Raw genomic sequence first — 19,573 nt, 5'->3', positions numbered from 1 at the left:
GTATGAGCCGGCAGTATATCTCGTCCCCGGTCATGCACCATTGGCTGCCAACCTTACGTTCTCTTCGCAGAGGGTTCGCCGATAGGCTGTGCAGCCCCGCGCATGGATTTTGAGATCGGAGCAGCAATGTCACTCCGCGGCAGGATCGCGCTCTTTCTCGCTGGCGCCAACCTCCACGCAACCTCCAGAGGCCGCCTGGCTTCGACATTGACTACAAGTGCCTGCACGGGGAGTTTCAGAGCCGCGACACGGTGCTGCGTGCGTTCTACCGATTGTCGAGAGTGGACTCGATTATGACGGCTGCGCGGTTGTCACCAGCCTAACCAAGGAATTCGCCGTTACCTCAGTTCAAGATGGAGCTAAGTCAACTTAACGAGTGTTTTAGCCCCATCGCTTCCGCATCGGTCTAGCTGGCACGCTGCGCTGGACCAGTGTTCAGATTGCCGTAGTTCGCTCCCGAGCCGCATCAGGCTGCAACGCAGCCAGACCATTTCCTGCTTCTCGCGTCTGCCACGCCGAAACAGCGCCTCGGCATACGTCCGCATGCGGAATCGGTACAGCACCCGGTAGAGATGACTGGTCATGTCCTGCTCTATGCCGTTTCGCCGAAGAGGAGCGTCTAGTCGCATCATTATCTTCACCGAATCCAACGTTTTGCTGCAATTTGCTATGGTTGACGCTTCAATTCAGCGCTCGACCGCCTTTTTCCGCGGATTTCACCACGTCACGGCAGACATAAGAGAGAAGAACGCGCAGGCGTGGTTTTGCTGCGCTATCTGGCCGCACCAGGCGTGTCTGTTTCACGACATCAATGTGGAGAACCCGACTACCGCGCAGCTAAACCATTCCGCGCCACCTGCTCCGGCAAACACGTTTTTTGCTATTTTAGGTGATGCGCCACACTTTTCGCAGATGGCACACCGATTGCTGAGATGAACAGCGCGGGCGCCAAGGGGCGGCATGTTGTTGTCCTCGCGACCGTGATCGCCGGCATCGAGACGACGTTCGCCTGGCTTTGGTGACCTTAGACCCTAGCCGTGACTCTGTTGACGAGCGCCGCGCAAGAAAGTGCATGGATGACACACTGGCGCACATCAAAACAGCCCATGATTGACGCCAGCAAGGCCGGTCGCACTTTGGGGACTGGTCCTTCGCACACGCAAACGACTTTGAATCTCTGGCCGCTTGGAGCGCTTCTTCTCAACGCGCTCCTCTGGGCTGCTATCTGCTGGGCTGTCGCGTCGTGCTCATGATCGAAATGGCGTACCCAAGCAGGCTAGCTCGTGCACTTGGTTCTCGTCGCGTTGGCTGGCGTGCTTTGGCCTACCGGAGCCATCGAGCGATGTGTCTCCGTGTGCCGCGGGGACCGCCACCATTGGACGCAAGACGGACAGACAACCAGAGGTAACTAAACAAAACTGGAGGTCACCGAGCCGCTCTGCAATTCGCAGATATTGATTCAGCTTCGCAATCAGTCACGCAGTACGGCGGGTCTGAGAGTTGACGATTACGCCCTCCACAGACGTCCGCACAGTGTCCCAGACTCAAAAATGCGCTCATGACCTTTCGCGCGGCACAGTTATCGTGTCCTGATTCCCCACACCGGGAATGCGATGGTGGACGCACTCTGTCGGCGAACGCGAACGGTACATTAGCGCTTGAATGAATGCGCCTCCAAGGGTGGTCCTCCTGGCTGAAACAGGATGGAAAACCCGACGACTGGGGCCATTGAGAAGCAACGACGCATTAGAACTCTTCACCAGAGTCTACCTCACCGTCATTTCTGCGCGCCTGCCATTCGTTGGCGCGTCGCGCTAGCTTGTCATATTCCTCGCCAATCTTAAGGAGCCTATCTCTAGCTCTGCCGTAATCCAACGATTGCGCCTTGGTTCGAGTCGCTTCCGCACGGCCTCGCCAGTGGTCGGGATCGTAGAGTTTACTTTTCGGATTCATGGCGTTGAACATGCAATCCGTAGATCAGAGAAATGCGACAGCGGTCCTCCGTATGATTACGTCAGCTGCCTTCCGCAATTCGATTCTCGATGTCGCCCAGCGCCAAACATCCTCCTGTTGTCTGGACTAACAATCGATGCGAGCGCGCTGGCCAAAGCGGATGCGCTGCGCACGCTTCGTGACGCTCTCAATCACATCAATGGCCTTCGACATCGCACACGACTACCGACCAAACCGCGATGTCCTGCCGCTCGCCCTCTGTTGGCCGCAACGCTTGTGGCTGGCTGCACTCGCAAACAAGCATTCCGCACCACCCACTGATTGCGCGGATCACCATGCATGAGCTGGCACACCATAGTGGACAACTGCAGTCTGCCTATAACCAGAGTGAGAGTGAGCTAAGATCTTCCGGTCCGGAGACTAATCCGCGTCCGGTTCATACAGGATTGTGCTCAAAGTATGCGAGCTCGATATTCACACGATCCGTCCACGAAGGCACTTGAATCGCACGTAGCGTTAGATTGTACGATCCTGCACAAGTGAGAACCACCTCCGACAAATCTAGACGCTTCCTGACAGCTCATGAGAATTTACCGAATGTCTCAAACGTCTAAGCTCTCGTCGCAAGAATCCGTCAGGCTTCTCGAGCACCCCGCCGACGACGCACCGGTCTGCGCAACTCGTGGGATTCCCCTCCAGTCCCAGCCGGAAGAAAACGAGCATTTCGAGAGCCGGGCGAAAGGTCCTCGCATCACCATAGCCGGACCGCAACGGACGCGCCCCCATTTCCGATGTCGCGCGCCTCTCCTCAGACGAGATGGAATGCAGGCAGCGGGGCCAGACCAACGACCACTTGAGCGCCCCGGTTCCTTTAATGGCTTGCTCGCACCGATCGAGTGCCGCCTTGGGGAGGCCTTGAACGCGGCTGGATTTAGACTCGCCTAACTCACCGCTGTTGCGACATCTTCGTCTAGTCCAGGCCGCAAATGCCACCCTGCGTTCGCGGCTACTGCCTGTTCAGCCGGCCAGGCGTTACAGACTGCCGCCGGCGCTTGCAGCGCAGATCAACACTGAGCCCTCGAAATACCCAAGCCATGACAATACCGACCGCACTCTCATCGGAAGCACACATTATCAACTGCTCGGGCAGTAGTGCTGCCATCGTAGCAAGCCTCGTTCGGCTTCGACCGCGGCTGATGCTGATATCGCCGTGCCGGGACTAATGGCCAGCCACCGCGTTAGGTCCGCAGGCCCGAAGGACTGCTTTCGCGGCCATTCAATCCTTCAACGGTTCCGACCTGTTTCCCGGTAGGCAGGTCATACTGCGCCTCGCGCAGGAACACCAATACCGCAGAACGTATCGAAGGAGATATCGTGAATCAAACACACCGAGCTCATTGGTCTTCGTTCCTCAAAGCGCACCATTGTACAACTGTTCTTGTTGTTGCTGTTGCAGCAACATTCCTCTGCCCAGCATGGGTAAGTGCGCGAGACGAGCCCCCGACCGCCGAGGAGCGAGAGGCATGCATGGAGGACGTGTTTCGCCTGTGTAGCAGCAGCATACCGGATCGTGCCGCCATCACTGCTTGTCTTAAGGACAAGCAGGCGAGCTTGAGCCGCCAATGTCGCTACGTGATATCGGTTCGGGATACTGCCAAAGGAAAACCAAACTCGAAATGAGGTACGACAAACCACCTCACATTTTCGATCGGCTGGGGTTCGGGGATTACTCCCGAGCCCGACCTGCAGCGCGCCAATGCCGGATCCCACATGAAGACAGCTGAACGAGCGCGGGCGATCAAGAGCCGCACCAACCGCTCGCAACTGACCGGACATCTCGTTTCAAGCGTTTGATCGGACGAAAGGCGAATGCACAAATTACCCTTCGATACAATTCTGATCGCCAACAGGGGCGAGATCGCCGTACGGATTATCAAGACATTACGCAAGTTGGGACTTCGTTCTGCAATTATCTGCCACGAGGTCGATGCGCGAAGCCCGGCCGTCTCGATGGCCGACGTAGCGATCCCGATCAGCGGTCGTACGCCGATCGCAGCCTATCTGGACATCGCACAAATTATCGCTGCCGCCCACAAGGCGAGCGCCGGAGCGGTCCACCCGGGTTATGGGTTTCTTTCCGAAAATGCTGAATTCGCAAGGGCCGTGATAGAGGCAGGCTTTTCGTTCATCGGACCCGCTCCCGAAACTATAGAATTGATGGGTGACAAGATCCGGGCCCGCAACTTTGTTCAGTGGAACGGCTTTCCGGTCGCATCCTCGGCGATCGAAGAAGATGATCCAGCGACGTTCGTTTCCAGGGCGCGCGCTATTGGAGCTCCTCTGCTGGTAAAACCATCGGGTGGCGGTGGCGGCAAGGGCATGCGGATTGTACGCGATCTTAGCACCCTGGAGGACGCGATTGACCAGTCCCGCAGTGAGGGACAGCGGTACTTTGGGGACGGCCGACTTTACGTCGAACAATATATCGAGAACCCGCGGCATATTGAAGTACAGGTGCTCGGCGACGCCTTCGGAAACGTGGTCCACCTCTTCGAACGGGAGTGCTCGGTGCAGCGCCGCTTCCAGAAGATCATCGAGGAAACGCCCTCACCGGCGCTGTCACCAGAATTACGGGAACGGATTTGCGAAACGGCGGTCGGCATCGCGCGTGCCGCGAACTATCAAAACGCAGGCACCGTCGAGTTCATTCTCGGCGAAAACGAGTTCTTCTTTCTCGAGATGAATACCCGCCTGCAGGTTGAGCATCCGGTGACCGAGATGATCACCGGCATCGATCTTGTTGCCGAACAGGTCTATGCCGCCGCGGGCAAAGAACTTGGCTTTTCGCAGGGCGATATCGTTTCGAATGGACATGCGATCGAACTCAGGCTGTACGCGGAAGCCCCCCAACGCGGATACATTCCGACGACCGGAAAAGTACTTCTTCTGGAGTACCCGGATGGCGTACGGATTGATAGCGGCATCTTGCAAGGCCAGCAAATCACGACGGCATTTGATCCTATGCTCGCAAAGATCATCGCGCATTCGCCAACCCGCATAGAGGCTGCGATGAAGGCCCATCGCGCGATTAGGGAGCTGGTTCTTCTCGGCTGCGAGACAAATGCAAGCTTTCTCGCGCGCATCCTCGCCGACGAGGCTTTTCTCGGCGGACAGTTCCATACGGGATATCTTGAGGAAAACCCGCACATTGCAGCGGACAACTTTGCCTCCGGCTTGTCTGCGTTCCTGGCAGCAGGAGCTCTCCTGGCGCGACCGGTCCGCGAGTCGGCCGATGCCGTACCCGAGCTTCACGCCGCGCTGGGCAGCTGGAGGAATTAAAAGTGCATCACTCTTTCGAGGTTGATGGCGTCGACTATCAGCTATGGCTTTCACCCGGCCAGCATGGCTATAGTCTTCACTTGCGTGACCAAGTGATTGCCCCGGTTGCGTTCGCCCATCACAGCGACAGTTACGGCTTGCTGACTATTGCAGGCGAGACCGAACCGGTCCGCTTCGTCATCGACGGCGACGTGATCCACCTAAATATCCGCGGCAGGACGCGCATTTTGCGCTACCGCGACCCTTTGCGTCCCCTCGCTTCCGCCGACCACGAATCAAGTCCTCTCGTGGCCCGCGCACCGATGCCGGGCGTAGTCGTTACGACCACGGTTTCGCCTGGTCAAACGATATCCGCAGGCACGGCGCTGATGCTGATCGAGAGCATGAAGCTGGAAACCATCATACGCTCACCACAGGACGGCGTGGTCGATCGGATTCACTTCAAGGAGGGCGAGAGCTTCGAGCGCGGTGCTGTGCTGGTCACGCTCTCGAAGGAAGGGCGTTAAAATGCAGCGGATCGCCTCCGTGGCGGATGTCAACTCGCAAGAATTTCGCCACAACGAGCTCCACAACAGACAGCTTGCGGCCGAATTGAAGGAGCGGCAACGCTCCGTGCGCTTCCACCGGCCCGAGCGGGAACTAGAGCGCCTGCGTCGGCAAAATAAGCTGTTTGTTCGTGATCGGATCGGGGCCTTGCTCGATCCGGAAACTCCGTTCCTTGAGCTTTCAACACTGGCCGCCAACCAGGCCTATGACGGCGAGGTGCCCGGCGCAGCGCAGGTCGTCGGCATCGGCATCGTGGCGGGCCGCGAGGTGATCGTTCACGCCGATGATGCCAGTGTCAAGAGCGGCGCATGGTATCCGCTCTCTGTCAAGAAGATCGTACGAGCTTTGGACATCGCGATCGAAAACCGTCTGCCAGTTGTTCATCTGTGCGACTGTGCCGGCGGATTCCTGCCCTTGCAGGCGGAGTTCTTTGCGGATCGCTACTTCGCGGGTCGGATTCTGCGCAATCAATCTGTTCTCTCCAAGATCGGAGTGCCACAAGTCGCGATCGCAATGGGCCATTGCACCGCGGGAGGTGCTTACGTCCCGGCGCTTAGTGAATACAATATTATCGTTGAGGGTGCGGGAGCGATTTTTCTTGGCGGCCCTCCAGTCGTGAAAGCTGCCACCGGGGAAACCGTGTCCGTAGAAGAGCTTGGAGGCGCCCACATGCATACCAGCGTGTCGGGTACGAGCGACTACTTCGCGAGCTCCGAGATGCATGCGATTGCGCTTGCGCGGGATATCGTCGCTCGCTTCAATCGCCCCGCAAAGGCCTTAATCGACCGAGTCGCTCCGGAGCCGCCCGCCTACGATCCGTCTGAATTGTATGGCATCATTCCCAAAGATCCTCGAACGCAGTTCGAGATGCGGGAGATCGTCGCGCGACTGGTCGATGGCAGCCGATTTCACGAATATCAACCGCGCTTTGGCACGTCTCTGTTGTGCGGCTTTGCACGGCTTCACGGATATCAAATAGGGATTCTTGCAAACAATGGCGTGCTGCTCAACGACAGCGCGCTGAAAGGCGCTCACTTCATCCAATTATGCGACAACAACCGGACACCCCTGCTCTTCCTGCAGAATACCACGGGTTTCATGGTTGGCCGCGAGTACGAGCGGCGCGGTATCACCAAGGATGGCGCCAAGCTGATCATGGCCGTGTCGGGAGCATCGGTGCCTAAGTTCACAGTCGTTTGCAACAGCTCGCACGGAGCCGGCACTTACGCTATGGCGGGACGCGCTTTTGATCCTCGGTTTGTGTTTACCTGGCCCCAGTCTCAGATTTCTGCGATGGGCGCGGAGCAAGCGGCGGGTGTGCTCACGCATGTTAAAGCAAGACAATTGGCTCGTGACGGTGGGCGCTTGTCGGAGCAGGAGTTGGCGGCCATTCGCGGACCGATACTCGAAGAGTATCGAGAGCGATCGAGCGCTTACTATGCAACCTCTGAAATCTGGGACGACGGCATTCTTGATCCGGTCGACACCAGAAATGCCCTCGCAATCACCCTAAGCGCTTCGCTGAATGCTCCGATCGAAGCGCCGGATTACGGCGTATTCAGAATGTAGCGCTTTGGGACCGAACACCACATGCGGTCGGACAGATGTTACCCTCGTTGGGCTTGGGCTCGGAATCGTCTGCAACATCAAATAGCAACCAGGGGACGCGATGCCGGAGGCCCGCCGGGTGCGACAGACGCCATCGGCCGCGGATATGGTCGCCTTGTGGCAGATCGTCGGCCGCCTTGCCGTCCAACCGCCAGAATTGATCTCGGGAGCTCAAAACCTTTCTTGAAATAGAGGGCTTGAATCTCACGTGGCGTGAGGTTGTAGGCTTGCAAAGCGGACCCAGGGTCAAGCTCTTGCAAAGCGGACCCAGGGACAAGCTAAGGTCAAACTAACACGACGCAAGCGTCGATCGCGCATCGGCTCCGCCGGCGGACCAATGCCCGGCCGCATGAATGCCAATATGGACGCGACGCCTTTCCGACGCTGTTGAACGCAAAATAGCTTCAGACGTTGGGCGGTTTCACCGTCAGCGCACGCATCGACAAGGAGTGCCTTTGAGGACCAGTGCAAATCTAAAGGGTGAGCCCGCCCACGCAGTCGGAAGGAGGCGACGATGGTGCTGGCCGACGGCGTGCTGAAATTGTTGAAGGCGCTCGCGACCATCAACAATCTCGAGACGACGCGGACAATCTTGAAGCTGGTCGAGGCGGCTCGCGATGGAAGGCCGTGGCGGTCGCGGGAGCAAAAGTGTTATTGGTCAACGGTCACGACCTATCCGCTCGCATCGTCTGAGGACATCAACCCCAACGAGCAAGTCGCGCTCCGCAGCATCACCCCCAGCGCGGAAACGTCGCGATCGGACCCGGCAACACCACAATGTCGGAAAACGCCCGCAATAGCTTGAGCAACGAACACGTCTAGGCGTGCGTCACCATGCCAGAAGATGAGATCGGCTTGCCGATCGACGTAGGTCGCATCGCGTATGCAAACAGCGACTTTAGGACAACTACCCACCTGTAGAGCCCGATGGAAGCCTTCAAGCAAATCCTTGGTAAAGTCGCCAGCGGCGCCACGCTGACTCGCGAGGAAACCGCGTTCGCCTTCGACAGCATGATGTCGGGCCAGGCGACGCCCTCGCAGATAGGCGGATTGTTGATGGCAATGCGGGTGCGCGGCGAAACGGTGGAGGAAGTTACTGGCGCAGCCTCCGCGATGCGGAACAAGATGCTGCGAGTTAGTGCGCCACTCAATCCCGTCGACATTGCTGGCACGGGTGGCGACTCCTCGGGGTCAGTCAACGTGTCGACATGCGCCTCCTTCATCGTCGCCGGCGCCGGCGTTCCTGTGGCCAAGCATGGCAACCGCGCGGTATCCTCACGATCAGGCGCGGCAGACGTCTTGGCGCACCTCGGCGTGAAGATCGACCTGAAGCCGGAAGACGTTGGTCGTTGTGTGCACGAAGCCGGCATCGGCTTCATGTTTGCGCCGACCCATCATCCGGCCATGCGGCGCGTCGGCCAGATCCGAACCGCACTTGGAACCCGCACGATCTTCAATCTAATCGGGCCGCTCTCCAACCCGGCCGGGGTCAAACGGCAGATCGTCGGGGTGTTTTCGCGCCAATGGGTGCAACCGTTGGCGCAGGTGTTGAAGAACCTTGGCGCTGAGTCGGTGTGGGTGGTACATGGCTCAGACGGACTTGATGAGATCACCCTCACCGGCCCGACGTTTGTTGCAGCGCTCGAGATGAGTGCGATCCGCACCTTCGAAGTGATCCCCGAAGAAGCCGGGCTCACCCGCTGCCGCAGCGAGGCGCTGAAGGGCGGCAACGCCGACGCCAATGCGGTCGCACTGCAAAGCGTGCTCGACGGCACACCAGGCCCGTACCGTGATGTCGCACTTCTGAACGCGGCCGCGGCACTGATCGTGGCCGGCCGGGCAGCGACGTTGAAGGACGGTATCGCACTTGGGCAGGAAGCACTCGATAGTGGTGCGGCGGCGGCGCGATTAAAACGCCTGATCGCAGTCTCCAACGCTTGACAGCCGAGATGGGCGATGTCCGACATCCTGACCAAGATTGAAGCCTACAAGCGCGAAGAAATCGCAGCCGCAAAGCGCGCGTTGCCACTGCCGGACGTCGAAGCACTTGCGCAGCGTGCGCCTGCTCCGCGCGGCTTCATCAACGCGATTCGCAATAAACACGCTGCGCGAGACTATGTCCTCATCGCCGAGATCAAGAAGGCTTCTCCCTCCAAGGGCCGCATTCGCGCCGACTTCGATCCACCTTTACTCGCGAGAGCGTATGAGGCCGGCGGCGCGGCCTGCCTGTCGATCCTGACGGACACGCCGTCTTTCCAGGGACATCTCAACTTCATGGCGGCGGCGCGGGCGCAGACCAATTTGCCTGTACTACGCAAGGACTTCATATTCGATACCTATCAAGTGGCCGAAGCGCGCGCCCATGGCGCCGACTGCATCCTGATCATCATGGCGGCGCTGGACGACAGCGCTGCGCGCGATATAGAAGCCGCAGCGCTGACGCACGGCATGGACGTGCTGATCGAGGTCCATGACAGCGCGGAACTCGATCGTGCCCTTACACTTCGCTCGCCGATGATCGGCATCAACAATCGCAACTTGCGCACGTTCGAGACCGCGCTTGCAACCACCGAGGCGCTGACGCCGCTGGTCCCGCAGGACCGTCTGATCGTTAGCGAGAGCGGTATCCTCAGGCCCGACGATCTCGTCCGACTTTCGCGCGTCGGCGTTTCGACCTTCCTGGTCGGTGAGAGTCTGATGCGGCAAGCTGATGTGACCGCTGCAACTCAATCGCTGTTGTCTGGCGCGACAGCAATCGCAACCGGAACGCAGTAATGACCGGCAAAGCCTTCCAGAGGAGCTGGATCGGGTTCGGCTTCTGCTCCTCGCCAACGGCGTCAAAGCGCCGCGGCGGCTCGCTGCTCCTCGGTCCGTGAGAATGTGCAACCACAATCCCAAGCGGCCGCTACAGAACTCAATCCAGATCACGGAGAGCCGGAGAGAGCGGCCTGCCGTAGGTCGAGCGGCGTGCCGTTGCCGACGCCATGGCTCGCCACATAGTGCGTGTCGCCGCGCGTCAAAAGGAAATAATCGATGATGTCCTCGCGAATGATAGAAGCACTCGGGTCTATCGCAACGATAGAACACATGATTCGAAAGTTTCGAGAATTGATCGATACAGACAGCTCGATCCCACCGGAGCTGCGGGGTGCGTTGCATGCAACGCTCGATGAGCATCTTCTCGCTGCGAGACAACGCGTACTTGACGTTCACGGAATACGATAGGCCGCGCTGATGCCTGTTACACCCGGGAGAACCCTGGCCGGCGTTCGCCGGCAATCAGCGCCAGCTTGCGCGACCGAAGCCTGCCGACCTGGTTCATGCACACCTGCACCGATCGTGACTTCGGGTTCATGAGCAACGGCTTGCCCTTGATCCCGGCAGTCCGCACGACGACCTTGATGTTCGAAGCACCTCGCTTCAATGGCTGCAGCGATAACAATCCGAAAGTCGCCCGGCTTTTGGAGACTGCGGTACAAGTGCGAATCGCTGCAACGCGGCAAGCTGTTTCGCATCAGTTAAGTTACTCATGTGGTGCCCGATTTCGATCTGTCCATCGCTGGCTGCAATATTCCCGCACCCCACGCCGAATGGCAGGTGCAACAATGATCAAAATATTCTCTGCCTAGCAAAGACACTGGAAACCGAACACCCTGCAGAGGTTGGTAATGAGCCGCCAGTTTCCTTCTGAGATGCGCGATATTCCGTCTGTTCAAGCAACCGAGTTCCGGCAGGCCATGCGAAATCTGGCCAGTGGTGTCGCCATCGTAACGACGGGAACGACCATCGGCAGGCGTGGGCTCACAGTCAGTTCTGTGACGTCGATCTGCATGGAGCCGCCCTGCCTGCTAGTTGGCATAAATGCCAGTTCCGAAACCCATGACGCAATATTCGCCCGTGGCAGTTTTGGAGTGAGCCTTCTCCGCAGCGACCAGGAGCACCTCGCACTGCGTTTTGGTGGCCGGGATGGTGCGAAAGGTGTCCACCGATTCGATACAGACTCCTGGACTCAGGGCGCCCTCGACGTACCACTTTTGCAAGGCGCAGTTTGCACGCTCGAATGCGTGTTGCACGACCACAAGGTCATTGGCACGCATACCATCTTTGTGGGACGAATCGTCGCAACCCGGGCCGGCCATGGCGATCCATTGATAAACTTCCGAGGCGCGCTTCGACCCTTACCGCATGGGTGAGCGCAGTTTCCGTGCAATCCCGCCAAGCGGTTGGACCCAATCCGGTAGATCATAACAAGGATCCCGAGCGATGATTATAGAATACTCGCCTGAGAAGGGCCTGCAGTTGGTGCAACCTTTGGATTTTTGCGGGTTCAAGCTGGTATTGAAGGGCCCGGTCCCCCACAACACTCCAGCCTTGAGAGGGATCACCCTCATTGATCAAGACAACGCGCTGGTTCCCATTGACTTGGTGCCTAAGCTGCCAGGTCACCCCAAGGACAGCGAAACCTGGGAATCAGCCTACAACAAGATGGTTGCAAGCGCTCGCGAGCACGGGTGGATCGATGTCAACGCGAATGCGATTCGCGCGCACATCGAAAGAAGGTTCTGATCAAGAGACGCTCCAACTTACTTCGATAACGGCGCAGACCTGAACCGTGCGTGCCACTCACGATGTAAACGTCTGCTTCCGCACCTGCCAGAGTTGGTAGCTCGTCTATTGTCGACAGACGAGTAGCATCATTGCCGCGAGACGATCAGACGTCAGGGACGAACTTGACCGACCAGAGTTGGCAAGCTAGGCGATTTCCGCGCTAGTGCCGCCGAACACTATCTTGGAAAACAGCAGGCATCGTAACTGTCGGTTGTTTCCTTGGAGCGCCACCACCCTCCTCTGCACCAGCGGCGGGTGAATGCACGCCAGATGCTTCGAGAACGGCGCGCTCTTCCAATTCTCTTATCTTGTCACTCAAAAGAGCCACTCTAGGGTCTGAGATATTCACACTGTGAGACCCAAAGGGCTTGAATCGTACGTAACGTTAAATTGTACGATCTGAGGTACGCCACTCTTCGGCCGCATCGAGGTAAGGATTGTGAATGTCTCAAGCTGTCGGACTCACGACGCAAGAGCTTAGCTTGATCTTCAATCCCAACGGCGGGCTTGTCGAAGTGGTCATGCACCGACTCTCAATCGCGGCGCTGAGGCTGGCAGCTAATCATGATGGGCTCGGCAATCCAGAACCGACACCATGCCTTTATTCTGCTGGCCGGGATACGCCTCGAAGTCAATTCAGCGAACGTACTCCTTGTTCTGTCCGCACACGTCGCTGGGCGCTCGCATGGCGTCATCATTGCAGAAATGCGCGAAAGGCGTTCCAACTGCCGACGTCTTCGATGGGCTCAGGCTGCAAGTGTCGCTCGGCATGACCGGCGCTATATCGGAAGAGATTGCGTCGCATCTCGGAGCAGCAAAGTGAAAAAACCCGATGGCGCCAAGAAGGTTCTGTTGAAGGACCACACTGAAGGTCAATGCCGCGCCATTATCGGCTTCGAAAATGGAGATCCCAGATCGCCCTATATGTGCGGTGAGCCTGTATTTAGAAAACCAGGAAAGAAGATATCGTCATGGTGCGCTTATCATTACGCGCAGATGCACGCAACCGCCGTCGACCAAAATGGAGCAAGTGATGAAGCGCGTGGGTTTTCAACCTTCAAGAAACATCCATCGCGCCCAGGCCTATGACATCGTCAACGACGTCTTTTTCCAGCTGAAATCGCCAGATGATCGCAAGCGGCCAAAGGCCACTCGGCGCAATAGCACCGCGATCGAGACCTCCCGAACAACTTCAGGAGCTCAGCGACTTGAGCGCGTCGGCACGGACGTATTGAGCAAGCCTGAGCGCAAGGAGGACTGAGTGGATCTCGGCACACTGATTGAGCGTAACGCAGGGTTCACTCCCGACAAACCCGCGATCCAGTTCGAGGGCGAGACGCTAAGCTACGCCGCCTTCAATCGAAAGATCGGGCAGATCGCTCGAGCGCTAAAAAGCGAGCTCGGTGTCAAGAGAGGCGACCGCGTCGCGATTCTCAGCCTCAACCGCCCAGATTATCTGGCGCTGCTCTATGCATGCGCGCGGCTCGGCGCAATGCTCGTGCCATTGAATTGGCGGCTTGCGGTCGCCGAACAGCTCTTCATCCTGTCCGACGCCCGTCCCAAAGTTCTAGTTATTGAACAGGACTTCGACGCACTCTTGCCAGCTCTGGCGGAGCAACTGCCCGACACCCACCCTGTGGGCCTTGATTTTGCGCCTCTCGGCGGAAGCAGGTGGGACAGCCTGCTAGAGCGAGGTCGCGGCGATGATCGCGATCCGCACGCAGACCTCTCCTGTCCGCTCCTTATCGTCTATACCTCGGGCACCACAGGACGGCCGAAGGGCGCTGTGCTAAGCCAAGAGGCGTTGCTGTGGAATGGGGTTATGGGTCAGCACATGTATGACCTCAGTTCCGCCGACCATGTCTTGACAGTATTGCCGCTATTCCACGTTGGCGGCCTGAATATCCAGACTACGCCAGCGTTGCATCACGGCGCGACTGTTACCATCCACACGCGGTTTACGCCCGAGGCGACGCTTGCTGCGTTCGAGCGCGACCGGCCTACGCTCGCAGTATTGGTGCCTGCCACGATGCAAGCCCTGATCAACCATCCTCGGTGGCCAACGACGGACATATCCTCGTTGAAGGCAATTTGCACCGGTTCAACCATGGTGCCGCAGCACCTCATCGAACGCTTTGTCGCGCGCGGGGTGCCGGTGCTGGAGGTTTATGGTTCGACGGAGACCTGCCCCATCGCGGTGTATACGAGGCTAGGCGGCGATTTTGCGCGTAAGGGGTCGAGCGGCTTGCCTGGCCTATGCTGCGAAGCGGCGATCATCAACGATGCCGGCAACGAGTTGCAATCAGACATCCCGGGCGAGATCGCAGTACGGGGGCCGAATGTCTTCTGCGGATATTGGGGCGATCAACAAGCAACACGCGAGGCTTTGCACAACGGCTGGTATCGCACCGGTGACATTGGCCGCCGCGATGCCGATGGATATCTTTGGGTCCATGATCGCAAGAAGAACATGATCATTTCCGGCGGAGAAAACATCTATCCGGCGGAAGTCGAGCGCGTGCTCATGGAGCATCCCGATGTCGCGGAATGCGCCGTCGTCGGCCGACCCGATCCGCGCTGGGATGAAGTGCCAGTCGCCTATGTGATCACGCGACCGGGGGTTCGGATCGAAACGGACGCACTGACGGCGCATGCCCAATCGCAGCTCGCCCGCTTTAAGGTGCCGCGCGAGATCGTTTTTACGAAAGAATTGCCACGAACGGCCTTGGGCAAAGTCCAGCATTTTGTGCTGAAGGAACTCGGTCTGCGATCGGGCGAACAAAGTGATAGCAATTGATTATCGCAGATCGGGAGCCGGCGATGTTCCCCTCCCCACCCGCAGGTGATCTTGCGTCTCAGATCCGCGAAAATCCCTTCGGTCACCGCTTCCATGCGAATACGGTGCTGCGAGCCTACCTTTGCCTGGAATGGCGCTTTCCACCCAATAACGCCAAATGAACCGGAAGTCGTTGATGCCGCGGATCCTGATTATGAATGCCGGTACCGCGCAAATGTCGGGTTCCGATCTGGCGGCAATCCAACTCTTGCTTGCCGCCAAGTCGGCCTGGCGCTCTGTGTGGTTTGCACAAGATGGCGACATAATAGTCTCTCCGGTAGCCATCCCAGCGGACCTGCTATCCTTTGCTGGTGCGACGCTTAAGTTCGACCCTTCGACCCTCTTGCTGCTTGTACCCGAGAGCGCCCGCGAAACGCCGGTCCTTAGCGATTGCAGCCTGCAGTGCAATACTGTCGTTGAACGAATTAACCGCCACATTCGTCTGAGAAATCCTTGGAAAATAAGTGCCTGCTACTCAACCGAAGGCGTTGCGCGCTTGGCCGCGATGCTCGGCATACCGCAAAACGGGGACGCCTTCGCCTTGCAGCGAGGACCTGATCTATTGAACCGCAAGAGCCACTTTCGTCAGTTGGCGACGAGTGCCGCACTTCCGCTGCCCAATGGATGCGTTACAACGAGTGCAGACGACCTCTTCAGAGCGGTCACCTTCCTGAAGTCTGAGACCGGCAGCGTGATTCTAAAGCTGGATAATGGAGCCGGCGGGATTGGAAATATCATACTAACCAGCGAGGAGAGCGCTCCATTACCTGGGGCAAGAGACACCCGGCGAGCGCTTTGGCCCTCGCTTGATCCTGATGCGCTTTGGTCTGAGATCATAACCCCGTCGTGTAAGACAGTGGTCGTGGAATCGTACCACTTGGCACACTCCCTATTCTACCTTGAGTATGAAATCGAGGAAACCGGCTCAATCGCATACGTCAACAGCGGAAACATACGTCTGCGTCGAAGCCACGATCGATCCGAAAGAGCTCTCGTCTGGACCGGGCTCGAGCTTCCAAGCGACCTGAGCCATGCGCAATGCTCGACCGCTCAAGCGCATGCCTATCGATTTGTGGAGCTTGCGCGGACCTTGGGATACCGCGGCATGATCAACATCGACGCTATTTTCACGACCGAAGGGCGGCTGCTGTTTAATGAAGCGAACGGTCGCTGGGGCGGTGGCTCGGTGTTACACAGCATTGCTGCCCGGCTGCTAGGCCCCAACTACTCCGACGCCTACGTGATTTCATCTGTGCGGAACGTCCAATCAAGATCTTTCGGAGCAGCATTGGATCATCTGGCGAATGAAAGTTGTCTATTCGACAGCGCAAGCAAGGAAGGGGTGATTCCGCTTGCCGCCGATCATGAAGCAGGCACGGTGGAGTGCCTCGTAATCGCGCGCGACAGGCTGGCGGTCCGCAATTTGGAGCATCGACTATTGAGCATAATCTGATTGGCACACTGCACCCGCACTTCAGCACCTGCGGGAAGCATCAGAGTGGCGGAGCGATGCAGAACGGCTCCGGCATTCAATTCCGCGGTCACAGAGAGCGCCATTTCTTCCGTTCGTCTAAGTAGTTAGTCATCCGTTCTTTGGTCGCGGGAACCCTCAACCCCGGATAGATGATGGTGATCCATTGCCAGGTTCATGGTTCTTTCCGCGGCCGTTTCTGTACAGGTGGGCCATGATAGTGTTCAAGAGATGTGGCATCTCGATGTGAGCAGCGCGACATCATTTGTCGCGCGATACGGGACATCAACAAGACCCGCGAGAGCCGCACATCGTTCTGCGCAACGGCTTCCGATTCGGATTCAAGCCGCTCCACGTGCTCGACGTCGAATGGTTGGATAGGCTGGCGGCCTGATTCCGGCTGGCCCCATCCCGTTTGGTTGACAGGAGACGTTACCGGGCGGTAGGGCGTGGGGGCATGAGCGAACAGATCATCACCATCAGCCGCAACGAGGCCCACGCGCTAGGGCTGAAGCGCTACTTCAACGGCAAACTGTGTTCGAAGGGGCACGTTGCGGAGCGGCTCGTTTCGGACAGGAAGTGCCTAGAGTGCAGTCGCGCGCGCAAGCGCGACAAGCTCGCCGATGACCCCGAGCACGCCGAAAAGGAACGCAAGCGCAAGCGCGAGTACATGCACGACAAGCGCGCACGCGCCAGAGTCCGATCTTTGGTGCCGAAAAGCAGGTCTCGTCAGCTTCCCGTCAGCTAGCCAGAGCAGCTTAGCCCGCGGGCGTCTCGGTGGCCTCAATAACCTCGCCCCGCGAGTGCCCATCATGGGGGCAGCGGGCGCAATCTCGCAATCGATTCAGTTCCAGTCGGACGGACGATAACGAACGATGACGAAGACGGCAAAATCGCTGCGTTGGTTCTGGCGCAACTCGTTGCAGAGTGCCGGCCAACACCCAATTCGGACAGCGCCAATCGCTCGTCCTGGCTAGCCGGCTTCATCGGCCAGCCGGGGGTTTTTCGATTACCCGGCGGTTCGCACCATCCCGTTTTGAACAGAAGTAGACCAGTGACCGCCGCTCGCCCGCATGCACCGGCTTTACCTCATGCCGCAAGCTACATTTGGTGATAACCACGGTTCCCAACTGTGGGCGAAATACCTCGGGCTCGCGGGTAGTTGGATATACCACGAACTCGCCACCCTCGAAGCCTCTCGCGAGCTGAACAATCACAGAATACTCGAAGTCAGGGTCGCTCTCCGCATCCAAATGGATACCAACAAAGGATCCAGGCGGCATGCGATGCATCTGGCATCGGCGAATGACGTACTCTGATGACGCTCCGAAGATCTTCTGAAGTGCAAAGCTCCGGTCTTTTCTTTCAAGTAGTTCGATAATCTGTGCTGAAGCCGGACCATTCACGTTGCTAGGCCGACCGCCGGGGGGATCTACCCGCAGCCGCTTTACAAACACATTGTGGGAGTCGTCAGCATCTCCCCTCCGAACTTCCTCTTCGGGAATATCGGACTGCAGCTGATCGATCCTTGCCAGGTCATTTTGGGTGAACAGCGCCCCAGGCGCAACCAGAACCGTACCCTTATCTCTCAGCTCTGCGCGGTATTTCGCGAGGACCTCTTCAGAAAGCAGACCAGATTTATCATTCATTGCGCGCGCCTTTCAGCTTCACTCAACAATTGCGGCTTAAGCGCGTCTTCCAAATCCTCCTGCATCGAGCTGATTTCCCGCTCCCAGTTCTCGCCATCGAACTCAACCATTCTTATTCCCTTGATAGTTGTCCTATCCAGGCATCGAACATTTACGCTGAATCCTGACGGATTCGATCTCGGCCGATAAAATGGCTTTACGCCGCAAACCCGACAAAATGTGTGCCGAGCGATGTTCGTGTTAAACTGATAGGTCGTGAGCAATTCTTCGCCGCACTCAATCGCGAGCTTGTCGTCGGGAACGAGCAAGTGCAGGAATCCGGACATTTGGCAGATTGAGCAATTGCACTTCACTGCAGAGATTTCTTCCGGCGCTCGGACGTAAAACTTGACCGAACCACAGTGACAACGACCACGGTGGTCAACCTCCGCCTGATCGTTTTCGTCAAGTGACTGAGTTCGTACCAGATTGCGGCACCACTCCAAGTTGAGCTGATAGGCACGATCGAATTCCTCTGAGAAGCGGTTAACGCAATCGACCGGGACAAGTTCGCTAATGAGCCGGCTTGTCATTTCTCCGTGATATTTCTCCGCGGGATCTTCGCCACCCACGTGGATCCGGAAATACTCAAGATCGTCAGACCGAGCGTCGAAGATTCCGACTATGGTGGTCCAAAGTGACTGGATCATTTCCGCAGCATGTAGCTCAAAGGCGACCATGTAGGCGCAACGCACTATGGGGTCTCTCGACGATAGGCCATGATATAGCGCACGCAGGTAGCGGCGCGTTGCGGTGCCGTAGTTAGGCTTTATCGCTTGACCAAGCAGCCGCGACGCATCTTTTCTTAGCAGCTTTGAGTGGAAGTTTTCCGTGTCCAGAATATCGGGTAGCGCAGCGTTGCCGCCCTGCAGAACCCGACCATGACCTCCCGTCTCATCCCAGCAGATAAAATTTGCGACCACACTGGTCAGCTCAATGTCCCTCGGAAGACCTCGATTGCGATTTATTGCATCGAATATGAGATCCTTCTGCGATCCTGCTTGCAGGTAGGGGAACGCCTGTGACATCGCAAAATATTCAGGTAGTAGGCTTGCAACCTGACCTTTAGACAACTCTGCAGCGAACGGATGGGGGCCGAACGCATCCCGAGCGTGGTGAGCCAAGTGCTCGCCGACAGTTATCTCTGGACGCTGATGCAGTTTGAAAGAAGAAGCAAAAGGCGACACTTGAACCTCGACAGTGCAGAGAGAACGTTTGTTGGGCGAGGAAAGAAAAGAGCTAAACAGGAGCGAACCGACGTGGGTTCCTGTTGTCATAACAGCCTGTTCAGCCCTGACAGACTGTAAGCCGTGACTCGCATTGCAGGCTCTCGGCACCAGAGATTGGCACGAGCGAGGCAGCGATCGCGAACACCGTGACCATCAAGCGGTGACTGCCGAACAGTCCGTTGGTCAAGAAGAGTGTTCTCTTCCAGGGAGTTGATGCAGGCGCTGAAGCAGCGACCGGGGCAGCCGTCCTCCGGCGGCGGACGTCTCCATGCACTGATATTTCGACTTTCATCAG

Annotated in this window: 16 protein-coding genes and 1 pseudogene; 14 read left to right on the top strand and 3 right to left on the bottom strand. The window is 57.8% G+C overall.

What is annotated here, in order from left to right; translation table 11 throughout:
- Nucleotides 1–126: 126 nt before the first annotated feature.
- The 8 genes and pseudogenes from ACFFWD_RS07880 to trpC form a co-directional block, all read left to right on the top strand.
- Nucleotides 127–334: pseudogene (locus ACFFWD_RS07880) on the top strand (LabA-like NYN domain-containing protein); the annotation flags it as partial.
- 248 nt (nt 335–582) lie between these two features.
- Nucleotides 583–936 carry a hypothetical protein gene (locus tag ACFFWD_RS07875; protein ID WP_376963220.1) on the top strand — a complete coding sequence of 118 codons (354 nt, stop codon included), beginning with the start codon at nt 583–585 and terminating at the stop codon, nt 934–936.
- Nucleotides 937–3,822: 2,886 nt separating this feature from the next.
- Entirely contained in the window at nt 3,823–5,292 is a 1,470-nt protein-coding gene (locus ACFFWD_RS07870; RefSeq protein WP_376963217.1) for an acetyl-CoA carboxylase biotin carboxylase subunit, read from the top strand.
- Nucleotides 5,293–5,294: 2 nt separating this feature from the next.
- Entirely contained in the window at nt 5,295–5,798 is a 504-nt protein-coding gene (locus tag ACFFWD_RS07865; RefSeq protein WP_376963214.1) for an acyl-CoA carboxylase biotin carboxyl carrier protein subunit, read from the top strand.
- A gap of 1 nt (nt 5,799) precedes the next feature.
- On the top strand, nt 5,800–7,407 hold the full coding sequence (locus ACFFWD_RS07860; protein WP_376963211.1) for an acyl-CoA carboxylase subunit beta: 1,608 nt from the start codon (nt 5,800–5,802) through the stop codon (nt 7,405–7,407).
- 553 nt (nt 7,408–7,960) lie between these two features.
- Entirely contained in the window at nt 7,961–8,251 is a 291-nt protein-coding gene (locus tag ACFFWD_RS07855) for a hypothetical protein (protein WP_376963208.1), read from the top strand.
- A gap of 122 nt (nt 8,252–8,373) precedes the next feature.
- Nucleotides 8,374–9,387, top strand: a complete 1,014-nt coding sequence (trpD, locus tag ACFFWD_RS07850) for an anthranilate phosphoribosyltransferase (protein ID WP_376963205.1) — start codon at nt 8,374–8,376, stop codon at nt 9,385–9,387.
- 15 nt (nt 9,388–9,402) lie between these two features.
- Nucleotides 9,403–10,221, top strand: a complete 819-nt coding sequence (gene trpC, locus ACFFWD_RS07845; protein ID WP_376963203.1) for an indole-3-glycerol phosphate synthase TrpC — start codon at nt 9,403–9,405, stop codon at nt 10,219–10,221.
- A gap of 149 nt (nt 10,222–10,370) precedes the next feature.
- Here the strand turns inward: trpC and ACFFWD_RS07840 are convergent, their stop codons facing one another.
- A complete protein-coding gene (locus ACFFWD_RS07840; protein WP_376963201.1) occupies nt 10,371–10,535 on the bottom strand; it encodes a hypothetical protein in 165 nt (54 codons plus the stop codon).
- Between the two features lie 579 nt (nt 10,536–11,114).
- Here ACFFWD_RS07840 and ACFFWD_RS07835 point away from each other — a divergent pair.
- The 6 genes from ACFFWD_RS07835 (at nt 11,115) to ACFFWD_RS07810 (ending at nt 17,109) form a co-directional block, all read left to right on the top strand.
- Nucleotides 11,115–11,639 (top strand): flavin reductase family protein, encoded by a 525-nt coding sequence (locus tag ACFFWD_RS07835; RefSeq protein ID WP_376963198.1) that lies wholly within the window; start codon nt 11,115–11,117, stop codon nt 11,637–11,639.
- 70 nt (nt 11,640–11,709) lie between these two features.
- A complete protein-coding gene (locus ACFFWD_RS07830; RefSeq protein WP_376963196.1) occupies nt 11,710–12,012 on the top strand; it encodes a hypothetical protein in 303 nt (100 codons plus the stop codon).
- Nucleotides 12,013–13,087: 1,075 nt separating this feature from the next.
- Nucleotides 13,088–13,315 (top strand): hypothetical protein, encoded by a 228-nt coding sequence (locus ACFFWD_RS07825; protein ID WP_376963193.1) that lies wholly within the window; start codon nt 13,088–13,090, stop codon nt 13,313–13,315.
- The gene (locus ACFFWD_RS07820) at nt 13,316–14,851 is read left to right on the top strand and encodes a class I adenylate-forming enzyme family protein (RefSeq protein WP_376963190.1); all 1,536 of its coding nucleotides are present in this window, start codon (nt 13,316–13,318) and stop codon (nt 14,849–14,851) included.
- A gap of 175 nt (nt 14,852–15,026) precedes the next feature.
- Nucleotides 15,027–16,343, top strand: coding sequence for a preATP grasp domain-containing protein (locus ACFFWD_RS07815; RefSeq protein ID WP_376963187.1), 1,317 nt, complete (start codon nt 15,027–15,029; stop codon nt 16,341–16,343).
- Nucleotides 16,344–16,818: 475 nt separating this feature from the next.
- Complete coding sequence (locus tag ACFFWD_RS07810) at nt 16,819–17,109, top strand: hypothetical protein (protein ID WP_376963184.1); 291 nt, start codon at nt 16,819–16,821, stop codon at nt 17,107–17,109.
- Nucleotides 17,110–17,344: 235 nt separating this feature from the next.
- On the opposite strand, the gene ACFFWD_RS07805 is transcribed toward ACFFWD_RS07810, so the two are convergent.
- Nucleotides 17,345–18,010, bottom strand: a complete 666-nt coding sequence (locus ACFFWD_RS07805; protein ID WP_376963181.1) for a 2OG-Fe(II) oxygenase — start codon at nt 18,008–18,010, stop codon at nt 17,345–17,347.
- Nucleotides 18,007–19,326: a GFA family protein gene (locus tag ACFFWD_RS07800; RefSeq protein ID WP_376963178.1), complete on the bottom strand. Its 1,320-nt coding sequence runs from the start codon at nt 19,324–19,326 to the stop codon at nt 18,007–18,009. Before ACFFWD_RS07800 ends, ACFFWD_RS07805 begins: the two co-directional genes overlap by 4 nt.
- Between the last annotated feature and the right edge of the window lie 247 nt (nt 19,327–19,573).

The sequence above is a fragment of the Bradyrhizobium erythrophlei genome, assembly GCF_042430365.1.
Lineage (GTDB): Bacteria > Pseudomonadota > Alphaproteobacteria > Rhizobiales > Xanthobacteraceae > Bradyrhizobium > Bradyrhizobium erythrophlei.
The sequence above is the reverse complement of the archived record's forward strand: the minus strand, read 5'-3'. Positions and strand labels throughout refer to the sequence as shown.

Excerpts from the sequence above, each read along its gene's own strand:
- ACFFWD_RS07815 (WP_376963187.1), top strand. The coding sequence starts at position 15,027 with ATGCCGCGGATCCTGATTATGAATGCCGGTACCGCGCAAATGTCGGGT.
- ACFFWD_RS07805 (WP_376963181.1), bottom strand. The coding sequence starts at position 18,010 with ATGAATGATAAATCTGGTCTGCTTTCTGAAGAGGTCCTCGCGAAATAC.
- ACFFWD_RS07800 (WP_376963178.1), bottom strand. The coding sequence starts at position 19,326 with ATGACAACAGGAACCCACGTCGGTTCGCTCCTGTTTAGCTCTTTTCTT.
- trpD (WP_376963205.1), top strand. The coding sequence starts at position 8,374 with ATGGAAGCCTTCAAGCAAATCCTTGGTAAAGTCGCCAGCGGCGCCACG.
- ACFFWD_RS07830 (WP_376963196.1), top strand. The coding sequence starts at position 11,710 with ATGATTATAGAATACTCGCCTGAGAAGGGCCTGCAGTTGGTGCAACCT.
- ACFFWD_RS07875 (WP_376963220.1), top strand. The coding sequence starts at position 583 with ATGTCCTGCTCTATGCCGTTTCGCCGAAGAGGAGCGTCTAGTCGCATC.
- ACFFWD_RS07840 (WP_376963201.1), bottom strand. The coding sequence starts at position 10,535 with ATGTGTTCTATCGTTGCGATAGACCCGAGTGCTTCTATCATTCGCGAG.
- ACFFWD_RS07835 (WP_376963198.1), top strand. The coding sequence starts at position 11,115 with ATGAGCCGCCAGTTTCCTTCTGAGATGCGCGATATTCCGTCTGTTCAA.
- ACFFWD_RS07855 (WP_376963208.1), top strand. The coding sequence starts at position 7,961 with ATGGTGCTGGCCGACGGCGTGCTGAAATTGTTGAAGGCGCTCGCGACC.
- ACFFWD_RS07810 (WP_376963184.1), top strand. The coding sequence starts at position 16,819 with ATGAGCGAACAGATCATCACCATCAGCCGCAACGAGGCCCACGCGCTA.
- ACFFWD_RS07870 (WP_376963217.1), top strand. The coding sequence starts at position 3,823 with ATGCACAAATTACCCTTCGATACAATTCTGATCGCCAACAGGGGCGAG.
- ACFFWD_RS07825 (WP_376963193.1), top strand. The coding sequence starts at position 13,088 with ATGAAGCGCGTGGGTTTTCAACCTTCAAGAAACATCCATCGCGCCCAG.
- trpC (WP_376963203.1), top strand. The coding sequence starts at position 9,403 with ATGTCCGACATCCTGACCAAGATTGAAGCCTACAAGCGCGAAGAAATC.
- ACFFWD_RS07860 (WP_376963211.1), top strand. The coding sequence starts at position 5,800 with ATGCAGCGGATCGCCTCCGTGGCGGATGTCAACTCGCAAGAATTTCGC.